Origin of the sequence: Pseudomonas sp. EggHat1 (genome assembly GCF_014892995.1) — a bacterium.
Lineage (GTDB): Bacteria > Pseudomonadota > Gammaproteobacteria > Pseudomonadales > Pseudomonadaceae > Aquipseudomonas > Aquipseudomonas chaetocerotis.
Genome location: NZ_JACKQK010000003.1, coordinates 306022 through 321621 on the forward strand (window position 1 = coordinate 306022; position 15600 = coordinate 321621).

Sequence of the window (15600 nt, forward strand, 5' to 3'; positions counted from 1 at the left end):
GAAGGAAGCCCCCTCGCCGAAGGGCTTCAGCCACTGCGCCCCTGAGATTCAGTTGCGCGACTGTTCCCAGGACTTGAGCAACTCGTCATAGGCGATGGTTTCGCCTTTGGGTTTCTCGTTGGCCAGCTTGGGCTTCGGCGCACCGGGCTGGTCGAACCAGTACTGCGGATCGCGCGGCTCGTTCAGCTTCGGCCCGCACTCGCCCAGTACACCTGAACGCTCCAGACGACCAAGCATGGTGTCTTGCGCAGCTGCCAGGCCATCGAGCGCCTGTTGCGGCGTCTTGTCACCGCTGGCCGCTTCGGCAATGAATTGCCACCAGAGCTGAGCCAGACGCGGATAATCCGGCACGTTGGTGCCGGTCGGCGTCCACTGCACGCGCGCCGGGCTGCGGTAGAACTCCACCAGGCCACCGAGTTTGGGCGCCACGTCGGTCATGGCCTGCGAGTTGATGTCCGACTCACGAATCGGCGTCAGGCCGACCAGGGTCTTCTTCAGCGACACGGTCTTGGAGGTGACGAACTGCGCGTAGAGCCAGGCGGCCAGGCGCTGTTTCTCCGGGGTGGACTTGAGGAAGGTCCAGGAGCCGGTGTCCTGGTAGCCCAGCTTCATGCCCTCCTCCCAGTACGGTCCCTTGGGCGACGGCGCCATGCGCCACTTCGGCGTACCGTCTGCGTTGACCACCGGCAGGCCGGGCTTGGTCATGTCGGCGGTGAAGGCGGTGTACCAGAAGATCTGCTGGGCGATCGCGCCCTGCGCCGGTACCGGCCCGGCTTCGGAGAAGGTCATGCCCTGCGCTTCCGGCGGCGCATACTGGCGCATCCAGTCGACGTATTTCTGCGTGGCGAATACCGCCGCCGGGCCATTGGTGTCGCCGCCACGGGCAACGCTGGAACCCACCGGACGGCAACCGTCGACACGAATGCCCCACTCGTCCACCGGCAGGCCGTTGGGCAGGCCCTTGTCGCCACCGCCAGCCATGGAGAACCAGGCATCGGTGAAGCGCCAGCCCAGCGACGGGTCTTTCTTGCCGTAGTCCATGTGGCCGTAGACGCGCTGACCGTCGATTTCCTTGACGTGCACCGAGAAGAACTCGGCGATGTCCTCATAGGCCGACCAGTTGACCGGTACGCCCAGCTCGTAGCCGTAGATTTCCTTGAACCTGGCCTTGAGCTCCGGGCGCTCGAACCAGTCGGCACGGAACCAGTAGAGGTTGGCGAATTGCTGGTCGGGCAGTTGGTAGATTTTCTTGTCCGGCCCGGTGGTGAAGGAAATGCCGATGAAGTCTTCGAGATCCAGGGTCGGCGAGGTGAAGTCCCTGGCCTCGCCCTCGATCATGTCACTGATCGCCACGGCCTTGCCGTAACGCGCATGAGTGCCGATCAGGTCGGAGTCGTTGACCCAGCCGTCGTAGATGTTCTTGTCTGACTGCATCTGCGTCTGCAGTTTCTCGACAACGTCGCCTTCCTGCAGCAGATCGTGGCGCAGCTTGATCCCGGTGATCTCGCTGAACGCCTTGGCCAGCACCTTGGACTCGTATTCGTGGGTGGTGATGGTTTCCGAAACCACGCTGATGTCCATGCCGCGAAATGGCTCGGCGGCCTTGATGAACCATTTCAGCTCTTCGAGTTGCTGTTCGGGCGTCAGGGTCGAGGGGTTGAACTCATCATTGATCCATTTCTTCGCGGCCTCTTCATAGGCATCCGCCCAGGCCGCACCGCTCAAACCGGACAACGCCAGCAGGGCGGCCAACGCCATGCTATGTCGGGTCTTGTTGTTATTGTCGAACATAGAGACCTCCATCTCAGGATTTGGGGAGAGGCATACCGGCGGCAGCCCGGCTCAGCCCCAGCGCATGACTGCGCACAACCACAACAGTGATAGCAGCGACGCTATCCACACGCTCCAGTCGGTCACGCCGATTACCAGCAGATGCAGGTAGGCGCTACCGAGCAGACCGATGAACAACCGATCACCCCGGGTGGTGGTGATCGGCAGAAACCCCTTGCGCTCGACGCACGGCCAGCGCAGCTCGACCAGCGTCATGCCGGCCAGCAGTACGGCAATGCCGCCGAAGAACAGCGCGGTCGGTAGAGTCCAGGCCATCCAACTCATGACGAACCTCCCTTACACGCGACCGAGGGCGAAGCCCTTGGCCACATGGTTGCGAACGAACCAGATCACCAGCATCCCCGGAAGGATGGTCAGTACCCCGGCAGCAGCCAGCACGCCCCAGTCGATGCCCGAGGCGGACACGGTACGTGTCATCACCGCCGCGATGGGCTTGGCGTCCACTGAGGTCAGAGTGCGCGCCAGCAGCAACTCGACCCAGGAGAACATGAAGCAGAAGAAGGCGGTGACACCGATGCCGGAGCGGATCAGCGGAATGAAGATCTTCACGAAGAATGTCGGGAAACTGTAGCCGTCGATATAGGCCGTCTCGTCGATTTCCTTGGGCACGCTGGACATGAAGCCTTCGAGAATCCACACCGCGAGCGGCACGTTGAACAGGCAGTGCGCCAGCGCCACGGCGATATGGGTGTCGAACAGGCCGATGGACGAATAGAGCTGGAAGAACGGCAGCAGGAACACCGCCGGCGGCGCCATCCGGTTGGTCAGCAGCCAGAAGAACAGGTGCTTGTCGCCGAGAAAGCGGTAACGCGAGAAGGCATAGGCGGCCGGCAGCGCCACGCTGAGCGAGATCAGGGTGTTGAGGCTGACGTAATACAGCGAGTTGAGGTAACCCTCGTACCAGCTGCGGTCAGTGAAGATCACCCGGTAATTGTCCAGGGTGAAACTCTGCGGCCACAGGCTGAGCCCACCGAGAATCTCGGTGTTGCTCTTGAAGGACATGTTCAGCAGCCAGTAGATCGGCACCAGCAGGAACAGGAAATAGATCAGCAGTACCAGGCGTTTGCGCAGCGTCATGGTCGGCCTCAGCGGTTTTTGTCGTCGTGAGTCATGGCGGTGTAGAACAGCCAGGACACCAGCAGGATGATCAGGAAGTACACCAGCGAGAACGCCGCCGCCGGGCCCAGGTCGAACTGGCCGATGGCCATTTGCGTCAGGGTCTGGCTGAGGAAGGTGGTGGCGTTGCCCGGCCCGCCGCCGGTGAGTACGAAGGGCTCGGTGTAGATCATGAAGCTATCCATGAAGCGCAGCATCACCGCGATCAGCAGCACGCTTTTCAGCTTGGGTAGCTGGATATGGCAGAACACCGCCCAGTTCGACGCGCGGTCGATGCGCGCGGCCTGGTAGTAGACGTCGGGAATGGCGCGCAGCCCCGAGTAACACAGCAGTGCCACCAGCGACGTCCAATGCCAGACATCCATGATCAGCACCGTCACCCAGGCGTCCATAGTGTTGGATGCATAGTTGTAGCTGATGCCCAGCGCATTCAGCGCCCAGCCCATCAGCCCGATGTCGGCGCGGCCGAAGATCTGCCAGATGGTGCCCACCACGTTCCACGGTATCAGCAGTGGAATGGCCATCAGGATCAGGCACAGCGACGCCCAGCGCCCGCGCGTCGGCATGCACAGGGCAATGGCGATGCCCAGCGGAATCTGGATCAGCAGCACGCAGGCGGAGAAGATGAACTGACGCAGCAGCGAGTCGTGCAGGCGCGGGTCCTGCAGCACCTGGCGATACCAGTCGACGCCGACGAAATAGCGCGTGGACGGATCGAAGATGTCCTGCACCGAATAGTTGACCACCGTCATCATCGGCACGATGGCGCTGAACGCCACCAGCAGGAACACCGGCAATACCAGCCACCAAGCCTTGTTGTTCTGCACCTTCATGGCGACACCTCCACCAGGTAGTCGTCGGCGTAAAGCATCAGCCACTGCGCCGGGAAGCTCAGGTACACCTGCTCGCGCGGCACCGGCTGGTCTTCCTGCAGGCGCACCTTGAGCACCTGGCCATCGAGATCGAAGGTGAGAATCTTGTAGGTGCCGAGGTCCTCGACGTGCAGCACCTGGCCACACAGCGCGTCCTCGTAGGCGCCGTCCCAGATGTGCACGAACTCGGGACGGATACCAACCTGCAGACGTTTGCCCTGCAGGTCGGTGAGGCGCTGGTTGAGCGCGTCGGAGAGGGGCAAGACCGTTCCGGCAAAACGCACCCCGCCCTCACAGCGCTGCACGTCGATCAGATTCATGCCCGGGCTGCCGATGAAATAGCCGACGAAGGTGTGTCCGGGGCGCTCGAACAGCTCGCGCGGCGTGCCGAACTGGACGATCTGCCCGCCATACATCACCGCGATCTTGTCGGCGAAGGTAGAGGCCTCCAACTGATCGTGAGTGACGTAGACCATGGTGATGTTGAACTGCTCGTGAATCTGCTTGAGCTTGCGCCGCAGCTTCCACTTCAGGTGCGGGTCGATCACTGTCAGCGGCTCATCGAAGAGAATCGCCGACACATCGTCGCGCACCAACCCGCGGCCCATGGAGACCTTCTGCTTCTCGTCGGCGGTAAGGTTGCGCGCCTTCTTGTGCAGCAGTGGATGCAGCTCCAGCACCTCGGCGATCTCGTGCACCTTGCTCATCACCCGCGCCTCGTCCATACCCTGGTTGCGCAGCGGGAAGGCCAGGTTGTCGAACACCGTCATGGTGTCGTAGACCACCGGAAACTGGAAAACCTGGGCGATGTTGCGCTCCTGCGGCGACAGCGTGTTGACCGCCTTGCCGTCGAACTGCACTTCACCCTGGGACGGGCTGAGCAGACCGGAGATGATGTTGAGCAATGTGGACTTGCCGCAACCTGACGGCCCCAGCAGCGCGTAGGCGCCACCCTGCTGCCAGACATGGTTCATCTCGCGAATCGCGTAGTCTTCCGGCGCCTTTGGCACACCGCTGTAGCTGTGTGCGAGGTTGTGCAAGCGAATCTCGGCCATCAGGCGGCCCTCCCCTGACGGCGACTGGGCGCCTGCACCAGTTGCCCATCGGCGGCGAAGACGAAGAGTTTGTGGGTGGGGATGTAGATCAGGATCGGCGTATCCACCGCATACTCGTGCACGCCCGGAAGGTGCAGCACCAGCACGAACTGCTCGTTGCGCACGTGAAGGAAGGTTTCCGAGCCGCTGATCTCGGCCAGCTCCACGGTCACCGCCAGCTCCAGGTCATCGTCGTTGGAAGGCACCAGGCCGATATGACTGGGGCGCACGCCGAAACGGTACTCGCCCTCGGCGATGCCGCGCAGATCGGGATTGAGCGGAAAGTGCACGCAATCAGCGAAACTCACCTCGGAGCCGCTGATGCGTCCGGGCATGAGGTTGATCGCAGGTTCCGAGAACAGCTCGGCGGCCAGTACCTGCTGCGGACGGTGATAGACCTCGGCGGTCTTGCCACTCTGCACCACCCGGCCCTCGTGCAGGATGGTGGTGGTTCCGCCCAGGGCCAGCGCCTCATTGGGCTCGGTAGTGGCGTAGATGGCGATGGTGTGGCGAGCCTGAAACAGCTCGCGCATTTCCTGGCGCAGCTCCTCGCGCAGTTTGTAGTCGAGGTTGACCAGCGGTTCGTCGAAGAGGATCAGCGACGCATCCTTGACCAACGCCCGGGCCATGGCCGTGCGCTGCTGCTGGCCGCCGGACAGCTCCAGCGGATAGCGCGACAACAGTTTGTCGATACGCAGCATGCGCGCGGTGGCCTCGACCTTCTCGACGATCTGCTCCTTGCCCACACCAGCCTGACGCAGCGGCGAGGCGATGTTCTCGAACACCGTCAGGGTCGGGTAGTTGATGAACTGCTGATAGACCATCGACACGTTGCGCTGGCGCACCGGCACGCCAGTGACATCGGCACCGTTCATCAGCACACGGCCGCTGCTGGGCCGATCCAGACCGGCCATCAACCGCATCAGGCTGGTCTTGCCGGCCAGGGTGCGGCCGAGCAGGACGTTGAAGGAGCCGGGTTCGAAACTGAGGCAGGCATCGTCGATGTGCACCTGGCCGTCGACGATACGGGTGACGTGTTCGAGCTTGAGCGACATGGCCTGTCCTTTTTCTTGTCGTGCCATTCGATTGCGAACATCGATAGCGACAAGCGTGCCAGCACCCAAAAATCAGACATATCTATTTGATAAAAATCAAAAAAACCCTTCGCGCCGATTGGCGCGCCAGTTTTCCACTGAACACTTTTGAACAGTCGAATGTGAACAACTGAACAATTCGTTCGTTGACTTTGAACAGGCTTGAACGAAACTGGATTGATCGCGGCGCAGATCGCGAACCAACAAGAAGAGATCATGTATGACTGAAGCTGCCCGCGCGCCGGCGCACGACACCCTCATCCAGGAGTCCTGGTCGCGCTGTCGTGACTATGGCCTGACCCATCAGAGCCCGCCGCGCTTCGATCCACCACCTGCCGGCGAACTTTCGGCCCTGCTGGAAAGCCGCCGAGCTCTGGTGCAGACCACCCACCAGGAAGTGCTGCCCTACTACGGCACCATCCTTTCCAACTCCAACTGCCTGATCATGCTCGCCGACGACCAGGGCCGGCTGCTGCATTCCTGGGGCGACCAACGTTTCATCGAACCGCGCCAGGCCGCCGGCTTCGTCGCCGGCGCCAGTTGGCTGGAGCGCTACACCGGCACCAACGCCATCGGCACCGCGCTCAGTTGCGGCCAGGCGGTGCACATCCAGCACGACGAACACTTCCTCAAGGCCAACCGTTTCATGACCGGCTCGGCCTCGCCGATTTTCGACGAGCAACGGCGCATGATCGCCGTGCTCGACGTGTCCAGTGACAGCTACCTGCCGCCGGCGCACACCCTGGGCATGGTCAAGATGATGAGTCAGTCGGTGGAGAACCGCCTGATCCTCAAGCTGTTCGCCGACCAGTACTACCTGCTCAGCTTCAACACCAGCCTGGACAACCTCGACAGCCCCTGGGCCGGCCTGGTGGTGTTCGACGAACAGGGCCACGTGGTGTCCGCCAATCGCCGCGCCGACAACCTGCTTGGCCAACCCCTGACCTACGGCGCCATCGAGCAGCTGTTCGACGTGCCGCTGCAACAGTTGCTCAATCAACCGGACGGCCAGCCCTTCAGCCTGCGCACCAGCGGCCATTTTCGCTTTCATGCTCGGGTACGTCGCCCTGCCCGACCGGCGCCCATTCAGCCTCGCGACTTCCGCCCGCAGGCGGCGCAGAGCACGCCGCAAGAGCCCCAACTGCATGCGCTGAGCGCGGGCGATGCGCGGATGGACAAGGCCGTGCGCCAGGCCGAACGCCTGCTGGAAAAGGACATTCCGATCCTGATTCAGGGCGAAACCGGTGCCGGCAAGGAGGTTTTCGTCAAGGCGCTGCACCAAGCCAGTTCGCGTGCCAGTCAGCCGTTCATCGCAGTCAACTGCGCCGCCATTCCAGCGGAACTGGTGGAGTCGGAGCTGTTCGGCTACGAGAAAGGCGCCTTTACCGGCGCCAGCCAGAAGGGCCACATCGGGCTGATCCGCAAGGCGCACAAGGGCACGCTGTTTCTCGACGAGATTGGCGACATGCCGCTGCGTGTGCAGGCGCGCCTGCTGCGCGTGCTGCAGGAGCGCTGCGTGCAGCCGCTGGGCAGCAGTGAACTGCATCCGGTCGACGTGCGTCTGGTCTCTGCCACCAACCGTCCGCTGCGCCAGGACGTCGACAGCGGGCAATTTCGCGCCGACCTGTACTACCGCATCAGCGGCCTGAACCTGGAGCTGCCGCCACTGCGCGAACGCAGCGACAAGCAGGCGCTGTTCCATAAACTGTGGGAGCAGCACCGCGAACCCCACCAGCGCGCGGGTATCAGCCGCGAGGTACTGGAGCTGTTTCAGCATCACCCCTGGCCAGGCAACCTGCGCCAACTCAGCAGCGTGCTGCGCGTGGCGCTGGCCATGGCCGACGACCAGCCCATCCGCGCCGAACACCTGCCGGACGACTTCTTTCTTGACCTGCCAACAGATACGACCCTGCAAGCACACCCCGAGCCCGACGATCTGGCCAGCCAGTACCAGGCGTGCGGCGGTAATATCTCCTACCTGGCCCGTCACCTTGGTCTGAGCCGTAATACCCTGTACAAGCGCCTGCGCGAACAGGGTGTCAGGCCCTGAACCTTTGTTCGAAAAGTCGGCCCAAGCCATAGATTTGCCACCGCACTCGCTCGCCGAGCAGGACAGACATCGTCCCGCCACGAAAGGAACTCACCATGCGTCACCTGTACCGCCCCCTGTTCGCTGCCCTGACGCTGCTGGCCGCCAGCCAGGCGTCGGCCTCGCCCTCACTGGACAAACAGGTCGGCACCGCCGTGAAGCCGATGATGCAGAGCTACGCCATCCCCGGCATGGCGATCGCCATCAGTCACAAGGGGCAGCAACATTTCTTCGAATACGGCGTCGCCTCACGTGAGAGCGGCCAGGCCGTGGATCGCCACACGCTGTTCGAACTGGGCTCGATCAGCAAACTGTTCACCGCCACCCTTGGCGCCTACGCCGAGGCCAGCGGTACGCTGAACCTCAGCGACAACGCCAGCCAGTATCTGCCGGCCCTGCGCGGCACCGCCTTCGATCACATCAGCCTGCTGGATCTGGCCACCTACACCGCAGGCGGCCTGCCGCTGCAGTTTCCGGATGAGGTCAGCAGCGAACGACAGGTGCTCGACTATTACCGCAACTGGCAGGCGGTCTATCCGCCGGGTATGCAGCGGCTGTATTCCAACCCCAGCATCGGCCTGTTCGGCCACCTGGCAGCCGCCAGCCTGGCCAAGCCGTTTCAGCAGTTGATGGAGAAGGACCTGCTGCCACAACTGGGCATGCAGGAAAGCTACGTACGGATACCGACCGAGCAGATGAGGCGCTATGCCTGGGGCTACCGCGACGACAAGGCCGTGCGCGTGAGCCCCGGCGCGCTGGATGCCGAAGCCTACGGTTTGAAATCCACTGCGGCCGACATGCTGCGCTTCATCGACGCCAACCTGCACCCGGACAAGCTGCCCGCACCGCTGCGCCAAGCCATCAGTTCCACTCATCGCGGCTACTACCAGGTCGGTGACATGACCCAGGCCCTGGGCTGGGAGCGTTACGCCCGCCCCATCAGCCTGGAGAAACTGCAGGCTGGCAACTCCGCCGAGATGGCGCTCCAGCCCCAGCCGGTGAAACGCTTCAGTGCTCCCGAACCGGCCGAAGGTGACCTGCTGCTGAACAAGACCGGCTCGACCAATGGTTTCGGCGCCTACATCCTGCTGCTGCCGGCGAGCGATACCGGCCTGGTGATACTCGCCAACCGCAACTACCCGAATGCCGAGCGCGTGCGCCTGGCGTTGCAGTTGCTCGAGGCCATCGATCACTAGCGCCATGCGCTACCAGGCGGTATTGGTGCGCCTTACCACTCGCTGCAACCGTACAGGTCATTCGTGGGGAAGGCTCACCGGCCGGCGCAGCCTCTGGGGCGCACGACGCACCCTACGTATGCCGGCACCTACAAGCCGCGCGCGATCACCATCCGCTGCACGTCGCTGGTGCCTTCGTAGATCTGGCAGACGCGCACATCGCGGTAGATGCGCTCGACCGGGAAATCCTTGAGGTAGCCGTATCCACCTAACGTCTGGATCGCCGCCGAGCACACCCGCTCGGCCATCTCCGAGGCGAACAGCTTGGCCATCGAGGCCTCGGTCAGGCACGCCTGGCCCGCTTCGCGCAGACTGGCGGCGTGGTGCACCATCTGCCGCGCCACAGCGATCTGCGTGGCCATATCGGCCAGGCGAAAGGCTACGGCCTGGTGCTCGATGATCGGTTTGCCGAAGGTCACCCGCTCATGGGCATAATCACGCGCAGCCTCGAATGCCGCCCGCGCCATGCCCACCGCTTGCGCGGCGATACCGATACGTCCGCCTTCCAGGTTGGCCAGGGCGATGCGATAGCCCTCGCCCTCCTCGCCCAGGCGCAGGCTGGCCGGGATGCGCACCTCGTCGAGCTGGAGCTGACAGGTGTCGGAGGCATGCTGACCGAGCTTGTCTTCGACCCGCACCACCGAGAATCCCGGCGTGTCGGTCGGTACGATAAAGGCGCTGATGCCCTTCTTGCCAGCTTGCGGATCAGTGACGGCGAACACGATGACCATGCCGGCATGACTGCCGGAGGTGATGAACTGCTTGGCGCCGCTCAACACATAGTGCTCGCCGTCACGCCGGGCGCGGGTGCGCAGGTCGCTAGCGTCGGAGCCGGCCTGCGGTTCGGTCAGGGCGAAGGCACCGAGCATCTTGCCCTCGGCCAGCGGACGGAGAAAGCGCTGCTTCTGCTCTTCGCTGCCGTATTTGAGAATCGGCATGCAGCCCACCGAGTTATGCACGCTCATGATGGTTGAGCAGGCGCCATCGCCAGCCGCCACCTCCTCCAGCGCCATGGCGTAGGCCAGATGGCCGGTCTCGGCGCCGCCCCACTGCTGCGGCACCAGCATGCCCATGAAGCCCAGTTGCCCCATCTCGGCGATGGCCTCGGCAGGGAAGCGATGCTCGCGATCCCAGTCGGCAGCGAAGGGTTTCAGCCTTTCCTGGGCAAACTGGCGGGCCATGTCACGGATGAGGATTTCTTCTTCGGTGGGCAGCATGGCTGGCTCCATACGTAGGGTGCGCCGTGCGCACCGCTGGTTGGCGGRAACTCTCGGTGCGCACAGCGCACCCTACGGGTCGAGTCAATACAACTCGACAGCCACGGCGGTGGCTTCACCGCCACCGATGCACACGGAGGCCACGCCACGCTTGAGCCCGCGCTGCTTAAGCGCCGCCAGCAGCGTCACCAGAATGCGAGCACCGGACGCGCCGATGGGATGGCCCAGGGCGCAGGCGCCGCCGTTTACGTTGAGTTTGCCGTGGTCGATGCCCAATTCACGCATGGCCACCATCGGCACCACGGCGAACGCCTCGTTGATCTCGAACAAGTCGACCGTCTCCAGTGACCACTCGATACGCGCCAGCAAGCGCTGGATCGCCGAAACCGGAGCGGTGGTGAACAAATTCGGCGCCTGGGCGTGACCAGCATGACCGACGATACGCGCCAGCGGCGCCAGGCCGCGTTCCTGAGCCTCGGACAGGCGCATCAGCAGTAGCGCGGCGGCGCCATCGGAAATGGAGCTGGCATTGGCCGCCGTCACCGTTCCGCCTTCGCGAAACGCCGGCTTCAGGGTGGGTATCTTGTCTGGGCGGGCCTTGGGCGGCTGCTCATCGCTGCTGATCTGGCGCCGTTCACGCCCCTGTGGTGCCTCCACGGCGACGATCTCACTGGCGAAACTGCCGTCGGTTATCGCCTGCTGGGCGCGACGCAGCGACTCCAGGGCATAGGCGTCCTGCTCCTCGCGACTGAAGCGATACTGCTGCGCGCAATCCTCGGCAAAGGTGCCCATCAGCCGACCGCGCTCGTAGGCGTCCTCCAGACCGTCGAGGAACATGTGGTCGAGCACCTGGCCATGGCCCATGCGATAGCCGCTGCGTGCACGCGCCAGCAGGTACGGGGCGTTTGACATGCTTTCCATGCCACCGGCCACCAGCACCTCGGCGCTGCCGGCGACCAACTGGTCGTGGCCGAGCATCAGCGCTTGCATACCGGAGCCACACATCTTGTTCAGCGTGGTGCATTGCACCGCCTGGCTCAGCCCGGCGCCCAATGCGGCCTGGCGCGCCGGGGCCTGACCCTGGCCGGCCTGCAGCACGCAGCCCATCAGTACCGTGTCCACTGCCTCGGCCGCGAGCCCGGCACGCTCCAGGGTCGAGCGGATGGCTGCGGCGCCCAGTTCAGCCGCCGTCAGGCCAGCCAGATCACCGAGAAAGCCGCCCATGGGCGTGCGTACGGCGCTGACGATTACAACGGGATCGAGTTGCTGTTTCATGAGTTTCACCTTCGAATCGCGTAGCCCGGATGCAATCCGGGAAATCTGCGTGAGTCCCTCCCGGATTACATCCGGGCTACCGTTACTTCGCCGCCATGCGCAGCGCGCCATCGAGGCGGATTACCTCGCCATTGAGCATCGGGTTCTCGACAATATGCCGCACCAAGGCGGCGTACTCGTCGGGTCGCCCGAGGCGCGGCGGGAACGGCACGTTGGCCGCCAGCGAATCACGCACCGCCTGCGGCATGCCGGCCATCATTGGCGTCTCGAACACGCCAGGGGCGATGCACATCACGCGGATGCCCGAGCGCGCCAGATCGCGCGCCGCCGGCAGCGTCAACGCGGCGACGCCGCCCTTGGAAGCAGCATAGGCAACCTGCCCCATCTGTCCGTCGAACGCCGCCACCGAGGCGGTATTGATGATGACCCCACGCTCGCCCTCGGCGTTCGGCGTGTTCTGCGCCATGGCCTCGGCAGCCAGGCGCAACAGGTTGAAGCTGCCGATCAGATTGATCTCGACGGTACGCCGGAAGCTTTCCAGGCCATGCGCTCCATTGCGCCCCAGCACCTTCTCGGCCGGTGCGACGCCGGCGCAGTTGACCAGTCCGTGCAGCGCACCGAATGCCGCCAGCGCCTGCGCCACCGCTGCGTGGCCGTCCTCTTCGCTGGTGATGTCGGCACGCACGAAGCGAGCGTTGGCGCCCAGCTCGGCGAGCGCCCGCTGGCCCGCTTCTGCGTTGATATCCAGCAACACCACCTTGCCGCCCTGCCCGACCAGTTCCCGGGCGGTGGCCAGACCAAGGCCGGAGGCGCCGCCACTGATCAGGAATACGGAGTGTTCGATATGCATGATGAGGGTTCCTCGAATCAGTGACTGGCGGCCGCCTGGGCCTTGGCGATTTCCTGATTACGCAGGAGGAAACGCTGGATCTTGCCGCTCGGGGTCTTGGGTAGCTCACTGACGAACTCGATCTCGCGTGGGTAGGCATGGGCCGATAGGCGCTTGCGTACGTACTGCTGCAGCGCCTCGGCCAAGGTCTCGTCTGCGACATATCCGGCGTGCAGCACCACGAAGGCCTTGATCCGCTCGGTGCGCTCCGGGTCGGGCTTGCCGATCACCGCAGCCTCGATCACAGCGGGATGCTCGATCAGCGCACTCTCCACATCGAAGGGGCCAACCCGATAGCCGGATGTGGTGATCACATCGTCTGCACGCCCGACGAAGCTGATGCTGCCGTCATCGTTGAGTTCGACCGTATCGCCACTGAGGTAGTAGTCGCCGACAAAGGCGCGGGTATCCATCGCCCGATAACCAGGAAACCAGAACAGCGGCGAACGCGACCGGTCCAGCGCCAGTGTGCCGGGCTGGCCAGCCGGCAACTCACGATGCTGCTCGTCCAGCACCACCACGCGATGCCCCGGCATGGCGAAGCCGGCAGCGCCCAGGCGCACCGGGTGCTGCAAGGCATGGTGGTTGCACAACACCATGCCCAGTTCGGTCTGCCCGTAATGATCGTGGATGGTGCAGCCCAGCCCCTCGGCGAACCAGCGGATCACCTCGGGCGTCAAGGGTTCGCCGGCGCTGCTCACGGCGCGTAGCTGGCCCTTGAGGGCAGCCTCCACCTCCTCACGCGCGGCCAACAGCAGACGATAGACCGTGGGAGATCCGGCCAGGTTGGTGATGCCGTACTCACGAATCACCCGGCAGGTGCTCTCGACGCTGAAAGCGCCCTCGTAGAAGGTGGTGGCATGCCCCATCGCCAGGGGGCCGGTCACGGCGTAATACAAGCCATATGCCCAGCCTGGGTCGGCCAGGTTCCAGAAGCGGTCTTCCGGGCGCAGATTCACTGCCTCGCGCATGTAGCTGACGAAGGCGACGATGGCCTTGAGTGGCACCTGCAACGGCTTGGCCAGGCCGGTGGTGCCCGAAGTGAACATCAGCAGGAAGGGATCGTCAGCCTGACGCAGGACCGGCTCGAAGCGGTCCGGCTGACGCTCCAGCTCGGCCCAAAAATCACCACCCACCACCAGCGCCGGCGGCGCCTGCTCCACCTCATCGAGCTTGGCCCGGTTGAGCGTGTCGGTGACCACCAGCTTCGAGCCAGCGGAGTGAACCCGGTGCTCGATAGCCTTGGGGCCGAAGGCGGTGAACAGCGGCTGGTAGATGGCACCGGCGCGCCAGGTGCCGAGAATGGTGATCAGCAGTTCCGGAGTGCGCGGCAGGATGCCCGATACGCAATCACCGGCGCCGATGCCACGGCTGGTAAGGAGGTTGGCGAAGCGTGCCGAGGCTTCCTGTAGCTGCTCGAAGGTCCAGGTGGCCCGCTCGCCATTGCGGCCCTCCCAGATCAGCGCCGTCCTGCCGCCACCGACATGCCGGTCGCAGCACTCCACGCAGGCGTTGATGGCATCGAGCCGACCGGCCAGCGTATTGGCAACGGCCGCTTCATAGTCGAACTCGCGGGCAGCAGTGAAGTAATCGCGCATCAGGGTGATCTCCCGGATTGTTCTTATTGAATGCCGCGATGGTCACTCCAGCCGTACCGGCCAGCAATGTCGAAAGGTCTCAACCTGCCTGAGCGAAAATGACAAGTTATCCTCGTTCAGGCGTTCGCGGCGTGGACCAACGCGCGGTACTGGCCCGGCGTCGAGCCCGTCCACTTCTTGAAAGCCTTGTAGAAAGCGCTGGTGTCGGCAAAACCCAGCTCGAAGGCCAGGTCACTGAAACTGCCCGGCTCGCCGTCCAGGCAGGCGATGGCCAGGTCACGCCGCACCTGATCCTTGAGCCCCTGATAGGACTGCCCTTGCAGCGACAGCTTGCGCCGCAGGGTCGAAGGCGCCATATGGAAATGCCCGGCCAGCGCTTCCACATCCGGCCAGTGCGCGGGTGGCAGGCTGCGCAGGTGCGCCTTGATGCGTGCGCCCAGGCTTTGCGGGTCGCGGTAGCGCACCAGAATGTTGGCAGGCGCGCCAGCCAGAAAACGCTTGAGGTCACGCGGGCTGCGCCGAATCGGCGTCTGCAGGCTTTCGGCATTGAACAGCAGGCGGCTCTGCGGCCGGCCGAAATGCAGGTTGCGGGTGAACATCACCTGGTAATCCTCGATGTAATCGGGCTGCGCGCAACGCAGGTGGATACCGAGTACATCGATGCGGCGTCCCGCCAGCCAGCAGGTCAGGCCATGGATCATCAGCCACAAGGTGAAATAACCGAAAGCCCGGCAACAGCGTTCGGGCGGCTCATCGATGACGATCGCAGCCAGGCCATCGCGTACCTCCAGCCGCGGGCTGAAACCATCGAAGATCAGGTGCAGCAAGCGCAACGCGCCCTGCAAGGCGGAGCCCAGAGTCGGCTCCTTCACGGCGGCACGGGCCATATAGGCAAAGCTGCCGGTCTTCATCCGGCGCGGGTTCATGCCGAAGAATTCATCGTCCATCTGCTGGGCAATGCCTAGCCAGAGCTGGCCGTAAGCCTCGGACGATACCCTGCCATCAGGCTCCGCCAGTAGCTCGCCGTCTATCCCTGCCCCCTGTAGCAGCGACGCCTCATCACAGCCTCGCTGACGCCACTCTTGTAGAGCTTCGCGCACCAGACGAATGGAAATCGTGCCTTTTTCAGCGGACGCGCTTGCCATGAATTTCCCTGATCCTGGCTGCCGACGAGATCGGCATTCTAACAGGCGGCGATTGCCAAAGAGACTCACGCCCTGCCCCTGGAAGTTGACAGCCTGCAAAGGTCATCTTAACGTTTACGTAAAGG

Annotated in this window: 13 protein-coding genes; 2 read left to right on the forward strand and 11 right to left on the reverse strand. The window is 63.8% G+C overall.

Translation table 11 applies throughout. From position 1 onward, the window contains the following. Positions 1-48: 48 nt before the first annotated feature. The 6 genes from INS93_RS07890 to INS93_RS07915 are packed head-to-tail and all read right to left on the reverse strand — an operon-like array spanning position 49 to position 5988. The gene (locus tag INS93_RS07890) at positions 49-1791 is read right to left on the reverse strand and encodes an ABC transporter substrate-binding protein (RefSeq protein ID WP_192980932.1); all 1743 of its coding nucleotides are present in this window, start codon (positions 1789-1791) and stop codon (positions 49-51) included. 51 nt (positions 1792-1842) lie between these two features. Continuing rightward, positions 1843-2115 (reverse strand): DUF2160 domain-containing protein, encoded by a 273-nt coding sequence (locus INS93_RS07895; protein ID WP_003239937.1) that lies wholly within the window; start codon positions 2113-2115, stop codon positions 1843-1845. Positions 2116-2127: 12 nt separating this feature from the next. Beyond that, entirely contained in the window at positions 2128-2928 is an 801-nt protein-coding gene (locus tag INS93_RS07900) for a carbohydrate ABC transporter permease (RefSeq protein WP_160017905.1), read from the reverse strand. 8 nt (positions 2929-2936) lie between these two features. Beyond that, positions 2937-3800 (reverse strand): carbohydrate ABC transporter permease, encoded by an 864-nt coding sequence (locus INS93_RS07905; protein WP_192980933.1) that lies wholly within the window; start codon positions 3798-3800, stop codon positions 2937-2939. Beyond that, on the reverse strand, positions 3797-4894 hold the full coding sequence (locus INS93_RS07910) for an ABC transporter ATP-binding protein (RefSeq protein WP_192980934.1): 1098 nt from the start codon (positions 4892-4894) through the stop codon (positions 3797-3799). Before INS93_RS07910 ends, INS93_RS07905 begins: the two co-directional genes overlap by 4 nt. Beyond that, the gene (locus INS93_RS07915; RefSeq protein ID WP_192980935.1) at positions 4894-5988 is read right to left on the reverse strand and encodes an ABC transporter ATP-binding protein; all 1095 of its coding nucleotides are present in this window, start codon (positions 5986-5988) and stop codon (positions 4894-4896) included. Before INS93_RS07915 ends, INS93_RS07910 begins: the two co-directional genes overlap by 1 nt. A 259-nt stretch (positions 5989-6247) precedes the next feature. Between INS93_RS07915 and INS93_RS07920 the strand changes: the two genes are divergently transcribed. Further along, positions 6248-8077, forward strand: coding sequence for a sigma-54-dependent Fis family transcriptional regulator (locus tag INS93_RS07920; RefSeq protein ID WP_192980936.1), 1830 nt, complete (start codon positions 6248-6250; stop codon positions 8075-8077). 95 nt (positions 8078-8172) lie between these two features. Next, on the forward strand, positions 8173-9312 hold the full coding sequence (blaPRC, locus tag INS93_RS07925; protein ID WP_192980937.1) for a PRC family class C beta-lactamase: 1140 nt from the start codon (positions 8173-8175) through the stop codon (positions 9310-9312). Positions 9313-9440: 128 nt separating this feature from the next. Here blaPRC and INS93_RS07930 read toward each other — a convergent pair whose 3' ends face one another. From INS93_RS07930 to INS93_RS07950, 5 genes are all read right to left on the reverse strand, one after another. After that, positions 9441-10568, reverse strand: a complete 1128-nt coding sequence (locus INS93_RS07930; RefSeq protein WP_192980938.1) for an acyl-CoA dehydrogenase family protein — start codon at positions 10566-10568, stop codon at positions 9441-9443. 84 nt (positions 10569-10652) lie between these two features. Continuing rightward, complete coding sequence (locus tag INS93_RS07935; protein ID WP_192980939.1) at positions 10653-11843, reverse strand: acetyl-CoA C-acyltransferase; 1191 nt, start codon at positions 11841-11843, stop codon at positions 10653-10655. Between the two features lie 82 nt (positions 11844-11925). Further along, the gene (locus tag INS93_RS07940; RefSeq protein WP_192980940.1) at positions 11926-12693 is read right to left on the reverse strand and encodes a 3-hydroxyacyl-CoA dehydrogenase; all 768 of its coding nucleotides are present in this window, start codon (positions 12691-12693) and stop codon (positions 11926-11928) included. A 17-nt stretch (positions 12694-12710) separates the two neighbouring features. Further along, positions 12711-14330 (reverse strand): acyl-CoA synthetase, encoded by a 1620-nt coding sequence (locus tag INS93_RS07945; RefSeq protein ID WP_192980941.1) that lies wholly within the window; start codon positions 14328-14330, stop codon positions 12711-12713. 116 nt (positions 14331-14446) lie between these two features. Beyond that, the gene (locus INS93_RS07950) at positions 14447-15475 is read right to left on the reverse strand and encodes an AraC family transcriptional regulator (protein WP_192980942.1); all 1029 of its coding nucleotides are present in this window, start codon (positions 15473-15475) and stop codon (positions 14447-14449) included. Positions 15476-15600: the final 125 nt, after the last annotated feature.